The organism is Kastovskya adunca, assembly GCF_059505785.1.
The window spans coordinates 91,292-107,328 of record NZ_JCACLG010000004.1; the positions used below are offsets into that span (position 1 = coordinate 91,292).

The window sequence follows — 16,037 nt, forward strand, 5'->3', positions numbered from 1 at the left end:
CCTGCAAGCTGATGTTGAATGGTGGTCATAGCGCCAAAAAGATAAGTGTTTTTTATAAAATGCTTCCGCTAATCTGAGTCAATCTTTCTCAACAGAGGGTAGTAGATTCGCCGATCTTTGGCATAAACTTAAAGGCATAAACTTAAAGATATGGTTCAAGGCAAAACCATAGAATCTTGCCTTGAATTGTCACAACAGAACGCATCAAGAGGTAACCCACATGACCCAGAAAGCCAGTAAGCTCATCATAGTCACGGAAAAGTTGCTGCTGAAACAGATCGCCAAGATCATCGACGAAGCTGGGGCTACCGGTTATACGGTGATGGAGGCTGGCGGTAAAGGCAGTCGCAACACGCGCTCATCGGGACAACCCAGCGTTTCCGACACCTACTCGAATATAAAGATCGAGGTGCTCACCTCTAAGCGGGATATTGCCCTGAAGATTTCGGATGAGGTCGCAGCGAAGTTTTTCGACGATTATTCGGGCATTGCCTATCTCTGTGACGCGGAGGTACTACACGCGCACACGTTCTGAACTCAAAACCCCTTAGTGGTGCAGAAAACTAAAACTCTGTCGTCCACGGTCAATGGTCTCACAGGAGAACGTCACCACCTTTGAGAACTCAATCCGAGCGTCTCAGTCCTGCTGGTAGTGCTTCAGGGCATAAGCTTTTTCCTGTGAGAGCGATTTTTTTGGGGAGAGATGGACATCAAGCCAGCCAAATTGCCTAAATATTTATACTCAGTCCCTTCTTGTTGAAACATTGCCGAGTTAGACCCTTTTCAGCAAACTGTCGTCAACCTAGGCTCCACAACATCTATCGTTGAGATATACCTTGGGCTTTGGCACAACAGCCATTTTCGGTAATGTTGCAAATAAATAAACGCCCACCTCCTCACAAACAGAAGAATTCGGAGCGGCTTTCTTTGAAAATACTTGTTACCAGCACAGGTGAGGCAACGGAACCAAGTAAGCTTTTCCGAAGGCAAGATTTATATCAACATCCTTTAGCATTGCGGCAAAACGTTCTAACATATCCCAAACTGGATATTCTTGCCTTGCCTGCATAAAGCCCCTCTTGTCCGCCGCAGTTTTCTTTTGGACAAATGCCTTTACCACCAATGCAGACCGGATAACAGGACGATGACTTGGGTGATACGATGGCTTCTACTCGGAGTTGATAACGCCACGCACCCGCTGCCGGATGAATACTGAAGTCATATTCCTATAAGAACTGCTCTTTTTCCCTGAATCCAAATCTGGAGAGCTTGACAGCTAAAAGCGCGATCGCCCTTTGCAAAAACCCTCACGCTCTTAGCTGCCTCTCCCGTAATCATCAATAAAGCTCTATGAAGAGCATCAAAACTATTGATTCATTATCGGAGAATATTCGGATTATAATCTTTTCTAATGAAACTTCATGCTTCTTTGCTAAACCTATGAGGATAATGATGATTTTTTTCAGACTATAAATGAAGTTTATTTTAGTCGTTGTAAAAATTCATCTATCTTCATAGTTTTTCTTAGTCTTATAAAATCAATAAGCCAGAGATATAATTTTTCTGAACTGACAGGCTGACATTAAACTCAAGCCACGTCAGGAGATTTTATAAAAATTTTCCATGATTGTGATGTCTCTACTCAATCTATTCCGCTTTTGAGGAAAGGCTGCAATGACTCAATTTTCAGCCAAGATTGAGAGAATTTTTTAGCTACAAAAATTAGAGAGAAATATTTTGAGCTAATTTTTGTAGCTAAACACTTAACTCTTCCTTCATTGCCTTGTTATGCAACTCACAAATCGTATCCATTTCAGAAACTTACGCGGCGATATCTTTGGTGGGATAACTGCCGCAGTTATTGCCCTGCCGATGGCATTAGCATTTGGTGTCGCCTCCGGTGCTGGAGCTGCGGCTGGTCTTTATGGTGCTGTTTTGGTCGGCTTTTTTGCGGCGCTTTTCGGCGGCACTCCGACATTAATTTCCGAACCCACTGGCCCGATGACCGTGGTGATGACGGCGGTCATTGCTAGCCTCACGGCTGCTAACCCAGAAAACGGTTTAGCAATGGCATTTACCGTGGTCATGATGGCAGGGGTACTCCAGATCATTTTTGGTGCATTGCGCCTGGGTAGATACATTACCCTCATGCCCTACACGGTAATTTCCGGCTTCATGTCGGGGATTGGCATAATTCTAATCATCTTGCAGCTTGGCCCTTTCCTCGGACAGGCTACTCCTAAGGGTGGGGTAATTGGGACAATTCAAAACTTGCCCCAGCTTTTGAGCAATATTAGTCCCGTCGAAACCGCCTTAGGTGTTTTGACAGTAGCTATTATTTGGTTCATGCCATCGAAATTCAGGCGGGTTATTCCCCCGCAGTTGGTGGCTCTAGTTGTAGGAACACTAATTTCGCTCTTCCTCTTCCCAGGTCTTGATATCCGACGAATTGGTGAAATTCCCTCAGGTCTGCCATCCTTGCAGATGCCTGTCTTTAGTGCCAGCCAGTTTCAGACGATGCTAATTGATGCCTTGGTTCTGGGAATGCTGGGCTGCATTGATGCTCTACTCACCGCAGTGATTGCTGATAGCTTGACTCGCACCCAGCACGACTCCGATAAAGAACTGATTGGTCAAGGTCTCGGCAACCTGGCTTCTGGATTATTTGGCGGGATAGCTGGTGCGGGGGCGACGATGGGAACGGTGGTGAATATCCAAGCAGGGGGACGCACAGCCCTGTCTGGTTTAACTCGTGCCTTCGTTTTGCTTATCGTTGTCTTGTGGGCGGGAAGCCTGACTGAAGTAATTCCGATGGCGGTTTTGGCAGGTATAGCGCTCAAGGTGGGGATTGATATTATCGACTGGAGTTTCCTAAAACGTGCTCATCAGTTGTCCCCTAAGGCTGCCTTAATCATGTACGGGGTGATCGGACTCACCGTATTCGTTGACCTAATTGTTGCCGTTGGGGTTGGGGTTTTCGTTGCCAATATGTTGACAATTGAACGCCTCTCTAACCTCCACGGTAAGGATGTGAAGGCAATCAACGATACGATTACCGATGCTGATGATGAAATTCTCTTGAGCAACGAAGAGAAACGGTTGCTCGATCAAGCCAATGGTCGCATTCTGTTGTTCTACCTAAGCGGGCCGATGATCTTTGGGGTTTCTAAAGCGATCTCTCGTCAGCACGCCGCGATGGAAGACCATGATGTTTTAGTTTTAGACTTAAGCGATGTGCCACTGTTGGGCGTGACTTCTTCTTTGGCGATCGAGAATGCGATTCAAGAGGCTTGTGATAAAGGTCGCCACGTGTTCATCATCGGGGCTACGGGTCAAATTAAGCGGAGACTGCAACGCTTTGGGATTTTGGACTTGTTACCCCCGCAGCACCTGGTAACGAGTCGTTTGGAGGCACTCCAGCAAGCCGTTGCCTTAGTTAACACCAATGGAGTCCAAGGCTCTAGTAATTTCTCAAATGGGACTGTAGGACTGGATGACCCTGCATTCGGAATTTAGAGATGCTGAAACATCTAGCTAAGTAGGAAGGCTAAGGGGGTTAAGCCCTTTGTTACGACAAGATTGTCATCTGATTGTCAAACTCACGTCACATGCGTTCAGTAAACTTTCCGTAATTCGGCGTGAATTTCACTGTCGTTCTCCTCAGACTATACAAACGATGCTCTCTCGATAGACATAGCGAGAGGGCATTTTTTTTTGCTTAAACTGTGGTTGAAGGGATAGAGGAAATGCTCAGCGATCGCATACTTGTTATCTGATTGCCACAGTATTGTCATATCGGTTGTTTAACCTCAATAGTAAGCAATTGATAAAATTGCTCCTCATGCTACCCAAATGAATGATATGGATGCTCTCTTGTGTGAAGACAAGAGAGCATTTTCTTTAACCATCAAACTCCCGAAGCCTGAGTTAAATGAGGGATTTGTGGCAACGCTCTCATCATCCCTCGACTTCACTGGAAGCTAACCCTGTTTGCGGTTACGGCGGCGAAGACCAGCCACACTGACAGCAGCGAGACCAGCTAGTGCAGCCGTTGTGGAAGGCTCAGGTACGGCGGTGAGGTGCTTGACGTTCTTTTCACCAATATCGACAGCAAAGACGGCATCGTTAAAGTCGCGGTCTGAGTACTGATTTTTGCCGCCTATTGCTCTGTAAGAACCATACAAGTCCTCGAACCCTAGTAACAGATAGCGACTGTTCTGGATGGCGTAAGCAACAACGTGCTGTAAGCTATCGGGGTTAGAACTGGTTTGAGTACCAAAGATATTTGCCTTATTTCCAAGGCTGAAGCCGTCTGATCTGAGAAAGAAATCGAGTTGGGTACCAGCGGTAATTTTTCCTAGATTGACACTATCCCCTTTCTTCAGCGGTCCGCCAGGGTTAGGCAAAAGAGACTCTGGCGATGAAATGTCCTTAAAAATCAACCCGGAACTTGTGGTTTGACCTGTTGCTTCGTAAGCCAACTGATTTCTATTAGCCGCCCCTTCATTGATGAAGAAGACGCTCACATTGTAGCTATACTTCAGTTTCAAATTCTCAGGGTCTAAAAGAAATTGTCCAGCATTCGCTAATTCCATTTTTTCTTTTTGAACAAACTGCTGGAAGAAAGTATCGTCAAAGCCAGTTTGAGACTTACTGTAGACAGTTGGCTGTGTCCACGAATTATTCCAGGTAAATGCAAAAGCGGTATTGGCAGAGAGGACACCCGTCAAAGTAGTGGCGGCAGCAAGCAAGCTAGTAAATAGTTTAGTTCTCATTTTTACTCTCTATTTGAGTTAGTAGTTCTTGTATTTGTTCGTTAGATATTTACGCAATAAAGCATTAAGAACATCAAGGTTTGTTTATTTACTTGAGCTGCTTTGCTTCGTAATCTATATTTTTTATATTTCCTTTAACCTATGCATGTCCATAGTTTCTGGGATTCTTTACTGAAACTTAGTTTTAGTTAAAAACCAATTAGAACTATTGCTTACGTACGTAAACGTATAATTTAAGACAATGTAATTCAATCGCATTTTTACTGAGTAAAAAACTAAGATTGGCATTAAGAAAAAGAGGTTAAAGTAGGTTACCTAGGTATTTGCACTGTTGCGGTCGATGCCTTTGATAAATATGGTGTTTTTGGGCTTAAGTAGGCAAAAAAAACCCTACCGTTAGGTAGGGAGTTTTACTTAAGTTTTGCGGTTATTTAGTTGCAGCAGGGCAATGGCAACTTACATCTTTGTGCCGCATTCTGGGCAGAAGTTATTCGTGGCAGGGTTTTTGGCGTCGCAGTTGCTGCAATAAACTAGCTCAGTGGCTTCGATGTGGCTGCGTTCGGGCAAACCAAACATCTGGGCATTGCTCTTGCCTGGAGCGACCATGGGGTAACAGTTTTCGTTTTTAGTGACGTGAATATTCATCAGCACGGGGCCGTTGTGGGCAAGCATTTCGGCGATCGCGTCAGTGAGTTCGCTGCGATCGCGTACGATTATGCCTTTAACCCCATAGGCTTCTGCTAACTTCACAAAGTCTGGCATCCCTACTTCCATATTGGAGGAAGAATAACGCTCGCCGTGGAACGCCTGCTGCCACTGACGCACCATTCCCTGCCAGCCGTTATTAATAATCACAGTCTTCACATTGATGCCGTACTGTGTCAGGGTTCCCAATTCCTGAATGTTCATTTGAATGCTGGCATCTCCCGCGATGCAAATGACTTCCTCGTCAGGGTGTGCCATCTTCGCGCCCATCGCTGCTGGTAAACCAAAGCCCATCGTGCCTAATCCAGCACTGGAAATCCAGCGACGGGGGCCATTTTTAAGGAATTGTGCCGACCACATTTGATGCTGACCGACATCGGTAGTGTAGTAGGCATTGGGTGCCTGATTAGCCAACTCGGAGATCGCTTCCTGGGGAGAAATACTATCGGAATACTGCGGCACCATCAAAGGATAGTCCTGACGCCAACGGTTAACGCGCGATCGCCATTCTTTTGTCTGATTGGCGTCAATCGCCACGTCTAATTCTTGACCCCGTTGCAGTAAGTCAATTAATACCTGACGCACATCCCCCACAATCGGCACTTGCGGAGCGCGGTTTTTGCCCACCTCAGCCGGGTCAATGTCGATGTGAATCACTTGAGCGCGGGAGGCAAATTCATCCAATTTCCCGGTCACCCGGTCATCAAAGCGTGAGCCGACAGCAATCAGCAGGTCGCATTCGCTAACCGCAAAGTTGGCGTAGGCGGTGCCGTGCATTCCCAACATTCCCACAGCAAGCGGATGTTTCTCATCAAAGGAACCCTTGCCCATCAAGGTTGTTGTGACGGGGATTTGGAACAGTTCCGCTAGTTGCCGCACCTCAGCATGGGCATTGGACGCGATCGCTCCCCCACCGATGTACAGTAAAGGTCGCTCTGCTGTGCGAATCAAATTCAACGCCTGGTTGATTTGGCGCGGGTTGCCCTTAACAGTAGGGCGATATCCCGGCAACTTAACGCTACCCGGTTCAACCGGAACGTAGTCAAACTCTTCTAAACCAACATCTTTAGGAATATCAATTAAAACCGGGCTGGGGCGTCCAGTGCTGGCAATATGGAAGGCTTCTGCCACAATCCGTGCCATATCTCTGGGGTCGCGCACCACGTAGGAATGCTTCACAATCGGCAGGGTAATGCCATAGATATCTGTTTCTTGGAAGGCATCGCTACCAATTGCTGCCCGTGGTACCTGACCTGTGATCACCACCATCGGAATCGAATCCATATGTGCCGTGGCAATCCCTGTCACCAAGTTTGTTGCGCCGGGGCCAGAGGTACCAAAACAAACCCCCACTTTACCCGTAGCACGGGCATATCCATCGGCAGCGTGGGCGGCTCCTTGTTCGTGTCTTGCTAAGATGTGCTTGATCTTTCCCGACGCTTCCCAATGGTATAGCTCGTCATAAATTGGTAGAATTGCACCGCCAGGATAGCCAAAAATGTGCTCAACGCCGTGGCGATTGAGACTGTCAAGCAAGGCAAATGCCCCAGTTCGGCGGTCGATCGTTGTTGGAAGAACTTTGCTTTCGGAAATACTTTGGGAACGCACGAGGTAACCTCACACAGTGACTAATTTTTTAGTTTAGATTTTGTATCTAATCAGCTATTGCACAAATAATCTTGCAAGCTCTGGCTATTTAAAGTTAAGAGCCGTAAGGTATCCCTGACTCTCTCCTCAAGTTTATAACCCTCTCCAATTAGTTGAGTTATGCCTTTTAGATGCACTACAGCTTAAATGCCTGTATTAATTGTGGCTAATATTCCAGTCTAATGATTAGATAAATTCCTGTCGAGTGAATTTTGAGACAAAGTAACTCACAGGCTTGAGCTTGAGGAATAGGGCTAAGGGTCAAAAATATACGGGAGTGATGGAGAACACAATAGGATAAGCATAAAGTTGGTATTATGACTCAATGCTTAAAGAATCTTATTACAGGTTTTTTACTCGTATCCACCGATGGCTGATTAAGTAAGCTGTCCTTCCTGTTGCATTTACGAGGTCGAACTTGCTAGTTTTCTTAGCCTGTTACTCAACGTTAGGGGTGTTTGCATATTTAGCACATCACCACCGCGTCGCTTCTTCGCCTTGGCTCTTGCTTCTATTCCCTACCGTCACTACGACTTATATTGATATTACGAGTTACCTGATTCAAGCCTGGACATTCTGGAAGTCTGAAGCATGGCTAACTAACTTATTGCAGGTTTTGATGCGGGATGCTTCTCTGCCTACGGCTGGGATTCCCAATCCCGTCCTATCAAAAGCCTTTGCTCCCCTTGCTTCGGTTCCCCAGCCAGAGCGTTCCCAGTTGTCACAGAACCATGATTTTTGGCAGTGTCCCCTTGGCAGGATGCGAGAAGATGCAAAAACCAAAGCCCTTAGAGAGGCTAAATCAACAGCCTTGTTGGAGAATCATCCTTCTTGCTACGATCCGCTAACTGGCTTACTCAATCGTCAAGGGTTCATTGAGCGATTGAACCAGAGACTGCAAGCGACACCAAAATCGTCTCCTGTTGTCCCGTTTGCTGTGTTGTTTGTTGATTTAGACCGCTTCAAATTTATCAACGATAGCCTGGGACACGAGATTGGAGATCAACTTTTAGTAGCGATCGCAGAGCGACTTCGCCACCACTTTACTCAACAGGCGATCGCGCCATCTCCTGTGACATTGGCACGAGTTGGGGGAGATGAGTTTGCAATTCTCCTGGAAAAACTGCCCAGCATCAACGATGCGACAAAAGTAGCAACAGCGATTCTGCAAACGTTAGTATTACCATTTCATCTCAATGGAAATGAAATCTTTGTCACAGCAAGCATTGGGATTGCCTTGGGGAGCAAAGCAGCCGAGGAGGCGAAAAAGGGGAGTTCCGATGATGGCAAGACGTTTTCTGTTAGCCACTACCGAGCAGTAGACTACCTGCGGGATGCCAATCTCGCCTTGTACCGGGCAAAAGCGTTAGGTTCATCTCGCTATGAGGTGTTTGACTCCAGTATGCGGGCTTCGGCGATCGCTTCCTGGGAATTGCAGACTGATTTGCGGCAGGCAATCGAGCGTCAAGAACTTCGCCTCCATTACCAGCCCATTTACTCCATAGCCACGGGGAAAATTTCGGGGTTTGAAGCCTTGGTACGCTGGCAACATCCTACTCGCGGCTTGCTATTTCCTAAAGAGTTTATTCTCTTAGCAGAAGAAACGGGGTTAATTGTGCCGTTAGGAGCCTGGGTTCTGCGTGAAGCCTGCCGTCAGTTGCAAGCGTGGCAGCAAGAGTCACCCACGTTGCAACCGTTAACCATGAGTGTCAATTTCTCTGGTAAGCAATTTCTACAAACAGATATAGTTGAGCAGATCGACCGAGTGTTGCAGGAAACTGGGTTATCCCCTAAGAGTTTGAAGTTAGAAATTACCGAAAGCTTGCTGATTAGAAATACGGATACGATCAAATCCGTCATGAATCAGTTACGTAACCGCAATATTCAGCTTTCTCTAGATGACTTTGGTACAGGCTACTCCTCTTTGAGTTATTTACAAATATTTCCCCTCAGCACCTTGAAGATTGATCAGTCCTTTGTGAGGACGCTAAGTGCTGAGAAATTGGCAATTGTGCAGGCGATCATTACCCTGGCGCATAGCCTGGGAATGGATGTCGTTGCCGAAGGAGTAGAAACCAAGGCACAACTTGCCCAACTGCAAGCCCTACACTGCGAACACGGACAAGGCTACTGGTTTTCGCAGCCCGTAGATAGCACAGATGCAAAAAAATTAATCGCCACCGATCTTGCCCTTCAACCCAAACCTTCCAAAAAGGGATTAGGAACTGGGAAGAAAGTTTTGAGTTGTTCTTAGCTAATGGCGCTTTAGTTCATCCTTTACCCTTCATACTTCAAATAACGCTGTAGCTGCCCATTGATAAACTGAGCGGCGGTTGTCGGGGTGCGGGTTTCACTTTGAGGATCGATCCACCAGCCAGAACAAGTATTAGGCGATCGCCACAACTCTAAATGTTCCACAGGCGGATCAGCGTAGAAACTATCGTCCCCCGTACCCAATAGGGCGGAACTCCAGTGCGTAAAGTAATCATGACTCAAGCGATGGATCGGGAAATTGCCTCCTAAGACAACACCCCAACCATCTAAAGCCAGAAAAGCCTTAACCTTCCCTCCCGCCAATTGCCACAGCCAAGCTGCCCCCATTGCGCCCACCACTCCAGCACTAAAGCTGATAAAGATTAGAGGAGAGGTAACAGAATGCGACTGTAGAAACTGCAAAATATGGGAAGCTGAATAAGCAGGGTAATTTTCAACTGGAAAAATCAGTATATTTGCGTTATGACTTCCGTTAAATTTATTAGATAATTGTGCTTTCAGGCTGTCCAAAAAGTCTTGAGTCAGTTTCAAATCGTGAATTCCAGGACAAATAATAATAGTCATTACCTTTGTTTAATCCGTTTTGATTATTACTTTTATCAACATTGCTCTGCTACTTTATTAATCGCATATACAACTTCTATAGTTGAACATTTATCAATTTTTTAGATTCTTTTTAGGAATAAATATATCATTAATGATGACTATTAATAATAACTGGCTCAATGCAGCAACTGAAGAGTTATTAGAGCAAAAGTGACTTATGCAAGCACCGCTACCAAAAAATGAAGTCGCAAGGCTCGGAGTTTTGCGCCAGTGTAAAATTCTCGATACGCCAGCTGAAAAGCCTTTTGATGAAATCACTAACTTAGCTGCCTACCTTTGTGGCACTCCGATTGCCTTAATTAGCTTCATTGATAGCGATCGCCAGTGGTTTAAGTCGAAAGTGGGGTTGGAAGTAACTGCAACGCCTCGCAAAGATGCGTTTTGCGCCCATGCAATTCTTCAACCAGAAGCTTTAGTGGTTCCAGATACTTTAGCGGATAAACGCTTTGTCAATAATCCCCTCGTCACAGGCTTTCCTCATATTCGCTTTTATGCGGGTGTACCGCTGATTACCGTAGACAGACAGGCGCTGGGAACTCTCTGTGTTATTGACTATGTTGCCCGTGAGTTAACTCCACAACAGCTAAATGTACTAAAAACCCTAGCTCGCCAAGTTGTTCGGCAGATCGAACTGCGTCGGAGTCTAACGGAGTTGGAATCCCAAGTTGCCCGGCGTCGAGAACTCTCCCAAGAACGGGAGCGTTTCTTTAAACGGATTAGCATCAGCTTTGGACTTGCCTCAACAACTTTGGTGGCGGTGGGGATTTTTTCTTACACCAACTTGATGCAACTAGTAGAAAATTCTCGGCAAGTTACTTCCTCGCGGCAGGTATTGGCACTAGTAGATGAAGTGCTTTCCCAAATGAAAGATGTGGAAACCGGACATCGCGGCTATGTAATTACTGGACAAGAGCTTTATCTAGAACCCTATCAGTCAGCGGAGAATATCATCGGGCGGAAAATAGAAACGCTCCGGCAGATCACCGTCGCTCAACCCCAGCGGCAACAGCAGCTAGATACGCTAGAGCAGCTCGTTGATCAAAAGCTTGTCTTCAGTCAACAGATTATTGACTTACGCCGGAATCAGGGATTTGCAGCGGCACAGCAGTTGTTGCTGAAGGGACAGGGAAAAGAATTGATGGATGAGATGCGTATCCTTGTCCGGGAAATACAGAATCAAGAAACCCAGGTATTACGCAGGCGATCGCTCTCATCCCAAACCAGCACCCGCAACACGATATTGAGCTTTACCATCGGTATCTTCCTCAATGGTTTGATTCTGGCATTGGTTTACCACTGGATTCGGCGTGAGATTAGCAAACGGAAGTACGTTGAAAGGGAACTCGAACAAGAGCACGACTTTATTAGCACCGTCCTCGATAACGTCAGCGCGTTGGTTGTTGTGTGTGATACTCAAGGGCGGATCGTCCGCTTTAATCAGGCTTGCGAACAAACAACAGGTTACTCATTTTTTGAAGTGCGAGGCAAGCTGTTTTGGGATCTGTTTTTACTTCCAGAAGAACAGGAGTTAGCCAAGAGCAATGTCCAAAAGCTGTGTTCCGGTGAATCTTCCCATCACTATGAGAATTATTGGCTCACGCGAAGTGGCGATCGCCGCTTAATTGCTTGGTCAGATACCGTCCTTCGCCATGCAGAAGGTGCAGTGGAGTTTGTCATTAGCAACGGCATTGACATCACCGAACGCAAGCGAGCAGAGGAAGCACTGCTAGAAAAGCAGCGTTTGATCGAACAGATCGCTGAGGCATCTCCCAATGTTCTGTACATCTATGACCTCTCGATCCAATCTAATATCTATAGCAATCGCCAAGTCAGCGCCGTTTTGGGATACACCTCTCAAGAAATTCAAGAAATGGGAAGTCAGTTTTTTCCTTCCCTCATGCACCCAGACGATTTTGTGCAACTTCCGGAACGTATGAATCGCTTTATTGCAGCCAAGGGGAGCGATGTCATTGAGACGGAGTACCGGATGAAACATGCTGATGGGCAGTGGCGCTGGCTGATCAGCCGGGATATTGTTTTTACTAGGGATGCCGATGGCAATCCCCAGCAAATTTTGGGTACAGCTCAAGATATTACAACGCGTAAGCAGGCAGAGGAAGCACTACAAGCAGCAAATCAGCAATTGAAGAATTGGGTAGGGGAGCTAGAACAGTCTAGCCGCGAGATTACGTTGCTTAGTGAGATGAGCGATGTCTTGCAAGCATGTAGAACGCTGACAGAAGCCTACGGCGCGATCGCCTCCCTAATACAACCTCTATTTCCTCATGCTTCCGGTAGCGTTTTGATCATCAGCGCTTCTAGACAGTTAGTCGAAGCCGTGGCAACTTGGGGCAGTGAATTATCCAGCCAACAGATGTTCGCACCAGACGAATGCTGGGCACTAAGGCGCGGTCGTTATCACTTTATCGAATCTACTTGTACAGGTATACGCTGCCACCATTTCCACAATTCGCCTACCTTTAAGGAGTCCCTATGCGTGCCAATGATGGCTCAAGGAGAAACCTTGGGCTTATTGTATTTGAATGCTACAGAATCAGGACAACTGAATATTACTAAACAACGATTGGCAGTTACGGTTGCCGAACACATTGCTATGGCACTGGCTAATTTAATCCTGCGGGAAAAATTACACAAACAAAGTATTCGCGACCCCCTCACGGGTCTATTTAATCGGCGTTATCTTGAAGAGTCTTTAATCCGGGAGGTTCACCGAGCCGCCCGCAATCAACAATCTTTGGGCATCATTATGCTTGATGTCGATCATTTTAAGAGCTTCAATGACACCTTTGGGCACGAGGCAGGGGATTCGGTGCTGCGGGAGTTAGGACTGTTTTTAAGCAAGCAAATCCGGGAGTCTGATATTGCCTGTCGCTATGGTGGGGAAGAGTTGACGCTGATTTTGCCGGAAGTGTCTTTAGAGGTAACCCGACAGCGAGCCGAACAAATCCGCGAAGGCGTCAAGCACCTGAGTGTGCAACATCGCCGTCAACCCTTGGGCGGCATTACGGTTTCTCTGGGAGTGGCGGGTTTTCCTAATCACGGATTAACGGGTAAAGCTGTGATTCAAGCAGCGGATGCGGCGCTCTATCAAGCAAAGGCGCAAGGACGCGATCGCACTATTGTGCATACTTACGAAGAGAGTCCTGAGTTGGGGATGAAGTATGAACTGTGAAGGGTGAAGGATAAAGTATGAAGTATGAAGTATGAAGTATGAAGTATGAAGTATGAAGGGTAAGAGGTTCTCCCCTGCTCCCCTGCCCCCCTGCTCCTCATTTCCTCATCCCCCCATAGGGGATGTTACCCTTGAAGCATAGTAGAGAGGTGCATCTAAAACAATTCTGAGGCACCCCTACAATGAAAGCACTCAGAGGAAAAGAACGTGGTAGCTACCCCGGAAAAAACCCACCAATCCACCCCCACCCCTGCATCTGACAGCAGCGATCGCGTTGCTGTTTTGCTCATGGGCTACGGTGAAGTAGAAAGTTATGAAGACTTCGCCAACTATAACGAACAAGCTTTAAATTTACTGACAGCAAAGTTTGCCCCCGTTCCCACCTGGGTTTATCCCCCCCTAGCCAAACTCTTAGCGATGTTTGACTTTCATGAGTGGGGTCATCAGCACGGGAATTTCATTTCTCCTCACAACAAGATTTTTGAGCAGCAACGAGAAGGTATTGAGAAGAACCTACAAGAAAAATGGGGCGATCGCGTTAAAGTTTTCAAAGCCTTCAACTTCTGCGCTCCCTTCCTTCCTGAGCAAGTTATCGCAGAAATTAAAGCCCAGGGCTTTGACAAACTACTCATCTATCCCCTCTTAGTCGTTGATTCCATCTTCACCAGTGGCATCGCCGTCGAACAAGTAAACAAAGCTTTCGCTCAGATGGCTGACGGGAAAGAACACTGGGTAAAAGGGCTGCGCTACATCCCCTCCTTCTACAACGAACCTGCCTACATCAACTTAATGGCACGGATGGTAGAAGAAAAGATCGCTCGTGACCTTGCCGTTGCTCACCTACCTTCCCAAACTGGCATTGTCTTGATGAATCATGGTTGCCCTCATGAGGCAAAAGGATTCACAAGTGGCATCACTGAAAGTCAGGCACTTTACGACAAAGTCCGCGACAAGCTGATTAACAAGTATCCCATGATTTCTGTAGGTTGGCTCAATCACCAAACCCCCCTAATTAAGTGGACGCAACCTAATGCGGACTTAGCTGCCAAAAACTTGATTGAACTGGGGGTGACGGCGATTGTATTTATGCCCATCGGCTTCGCGACGGAAAACCACGAAACAATCCTGGACGTTGACCATATTATCCATGACTTGCGGCGTCGGCACCCGGAAGTGACTTACGTTCAAATGGAGTGCGTCAACGACAACCCAGAGTTTTTGCAGATGGCTGCAGAGTGGGCAAATCCTCAAATTGAAGACCTCTTTTCAGAGCAAGCACTGGCAGTTAACCCTGAGTTAGCCGCAGTACAAGCCCAACATCATCACGACCATTCACACGGTCATGATCATGGCGAGCATAGCCACGGTGAGCATTCACACCATCATCACTAAGTACGATAGGGGCACGGGCACAGTCCGTGCCTTTACTTTTTGAGATAGACTTACCAGAACCTCAATTTTTAAGCGGCATCTCGAAGCTTTTGGGTATTATCTACTAAGCTTTGAGCAAGCTGGTCAAAGCGTTGAGAGAGTTTTTCATCCAGCAGTTTGCCCTCTTCATCAAAAGCTTTCCAGGATTGAGCGATCGCCACTTGCTCTGGAATCACCCAACCATGTACCCAGCGCACAATCAGGCGCATGTCGTTGAGGGCGTTGCTGTTGGACTGACCCCCTAAGACACTAATCAATCCCGTAACTTTGCCTGAAAGATGCTCAAAACCCATCAAATCCAGAGCATTCTTCAAAACGCCACTAACGCCACCGTGGTATTCCGGTGTTGACAAAATCAATCCATCAGCCTTTTTAACGGTATCCTGCAAGCGAGCGACATCCGGGTAATCGGGATACTCATCACCGCCATCACAAAACGGCAGTTTCATTTGCCGTAAATCAAGTATTTCTACGTCAGCTCCTAATGCCTCAACGCGTTGAATTGCCAAGTTTAGGGCTTTATAGCTAGAGGAGTTTGGGCGTAAACTGCCACCAATGCCAACAATTTTTACCATGTTCTTTAGTTAAGGGTAATAAAAGACAATTGCAAGATTTGAGTACTTTGTTAAATTTAAAGCGGACTCGTTATGAGTACATTATATATAACGAATTGCAATTTCTCTACAATTAGATGCCCTTGCTTTTCTCCTGGCAGATACACCAAGAATTAGAGATAGTTAAACTAGACAATAAAGACGTTTAACTTTTAGCCAAAGCCCTTCTAATCGAAAACAGGGACGCTCTAAAGTTGAACAAAGGCAGAGGCAAAGGCAATCAGCAATGAAGAACAGTTCCTGGAAGACAGTACGGACAGGGTGTAAGTCGAAAAACGATTCGACTAACCAGCAGGCACAAGCTAAGGGGATATTGAAGAAAGGCAAGTCCGCCACCACAACGCGATCGCTTTGGCGTCTTGCTGCCAGTTTGGTGCTTTTCCAAGGGGTAGTTATGGGAAGCCCAGCACTGGCGCAGGCAGAGGAAGAAACTCTTTCCTACGGGGAACTGTTGCAGAAAGTTGATGCTGGGGAAGTCACCAGAGTTGAAATTGACCCCGGTAGCCGAGTGGCACAAGTCCAGCTAGAAGGACAACCGGAAGACGCTCCCCTTCAGGAAGTGCAATTGTTTGAGCAAAATCCAGAGCTAATTGAGAAGCTCACCGCCAACAACATTGAATTGAGTGTGGAAGCGGCGGCTAATAACACGGCAGCTCTAGGGCTAGTTGCAAACTTATTTTTACTCTTGTTATTACTGGCAGGATTAATGATGATCCTGCGCCGCTCCAGTAATTCCTCAGGTCAAGCGATGAACTTTGGTAAATCCCGCGCTCGCTTCCAGATGGAAGCCAA

Annotated in this window: 11 protein-coding genes; 6 read left to right on the plus strand and 5 right to left on the minus strand. The window is 46.6% G+C overall.

The annotated features are described in order from the left end of the window. The first annotated feature begins 220 nt into the window (after positions 1-220). Entirely contained in the window at positions 221-535 is a 315-nt protein-coding gene (locus AC5JR3_RS01475) for a P-II family nitrogen regulator (protein ID WP_495842319.1), read from the plus strand. Positions 536-998: 463 nt separating this feature from the next. Here the strand turns inward: AC5JR3_RS01475 and AC5JR3_RS01480 are convergent, their stop codons facing one another. After that, on the minus strand, positions 999-1,211 hold the full coding sequence (locus AC5JR3_RS01480) for an IS1096 element passenger TnpR family protein (RefSeq protein ID WP_495842345.1): 213 nt from the start codon (positions 1,209-1,211) through the stop codon (positions 999-1,001). Positions 1,212-1,788: 577 nt separating this feature from the next. Between AC5JR3_RS01480 and bicA the strand changes: the two genes are divergently transcribed. After that, entirely contained in the window at positions 1,789-3,516 is a 1,728-nt protein-coding gene (gene bicA, locus AC5JR3_RS01485; protein WP_495842321.1) for a bicarbonate transporter BicA, read from the plus strand. A gap of 464 nt (positions 3,517-3,980) precedes the next feature. Here the strand turns inward: bicA and AC5JR3_RS01490 are convergent, their stop codons facing one another. Together AC5JR3_RS01490 and ilvB are read right to left on the minus strand one after the other, a co-directional pair. Further along, positions 3,981-4,775 (minus strand): DUF4114 domain-containing protein, encoded by a 795-nt coding sequence (locus AC5JR3_RS01490; RefSeq protein ID WP_495842323.1) that lies wholly within the window; start codon positions 4,773-4,775, stop codon positions 3,981-3,983. 456 nt (positions 4,776-5,231) lie between these two features. After that, positions 5,232-7,088: a biosynthetic-type acetolactate synthase large subunit gene (gene ilvB, locus AC5JR3_RS01495; protein ID WP_495842325.1), complete on the minus strand. Its 1,857-nt coding sequence runs from the start codon at positions 7,086-7,088 to the stop codon at positions 5,232-5,234. A 493-nt stretch (positions 7,089-7,581) separates the two neighbouring features. Here ilvB and AC5JR3_RS01500 point away from each other — a divergent pair, with 493 nt between their 5' ends. Beyond that, entirely contained in the window at positions 7,582-9,381 is a 1,800-nt protein-coding gene (locus AC5JR3_RS01500) for a putative bifunctional diguanylate cyclase/phosphodiesterase (RefSeq protein WP_495842327.1), read from the plus strand. Positions 9,382-9,404: 23 nt separating this feature from the next. On the opposite strand, the gene AC5JR3_RS01505 is transcribed toward AC5JR3_RS01500, so the two are convergent. After that, positions 9,405-9,965 carry a hypothetical protein gene (locus AC5JR3_RS01505; RefSeq protein ID WP_495842329.1) on the minus strand — a complete coding sequence of 187 codons (561 nt, stop codon included), beginning with the start codon at positions 9,963-9,965 and terminating at the stop codon, positions 9,405-9,407. 199 nt (positions 9,966-10,164) lie between these two features. Here AC5JR3_RS01505 and AC5JR3_RS01510 point away from each other — a divergent pair, with 199 nt between their 5' ends. Beyond that, a complete protein-coding gene (locus tag AC5JR3_RS01510; protein WP_495842331.1) occupies positions 10,165-13,200 on the plus strand; it encodes a diguanylate cyclase in 3,036 nt (1,011 codons plus the stop codon). 207 nt (positions 13,201-13,407) lie between these two features. Beyond that, entirely contained in the window at positions 13,408-14,592 is a 1,185-nt protein-coding gene (locus AC5JR3_RS01515) for a ferrochelatase (protein ID WP_495842333.1), read from the plus strand. 68 nt (positions 14,593-14,660) lie between these two features. Here AC5JR3_RS01515 and AC5JR3_RS01520 read toward each other — a convergent pair whose 3' ends face one another. Continuing rightward, on the minus strand, positions 14,661-15,206 hold the full coding sequence (locus AC5JR3_RS01520) for an NADPH-dependent FMN reductase (RefSeq protein ID WP_495842335.1): 546 nt from the start codon (positions 15,204-15,206) through the stop codon (positions 14,661-14,663). 265 nt (positions 15,207-15,471) lie between these two features. On the opposite strand from AC5JR3_RS01520, the gene AC5JR3_RS01525 reads away from it, so the two are divergent. Then, the coding region (locus tag AC5JR3_RS01525; RefSeq protein WP_495842337.1) for an ATP-dependent metallopeptidase FtsH/Yme1/Tma family protein at positions 15,472-16,037 on the plus strand (566 nt) is incomplete at its 3' end.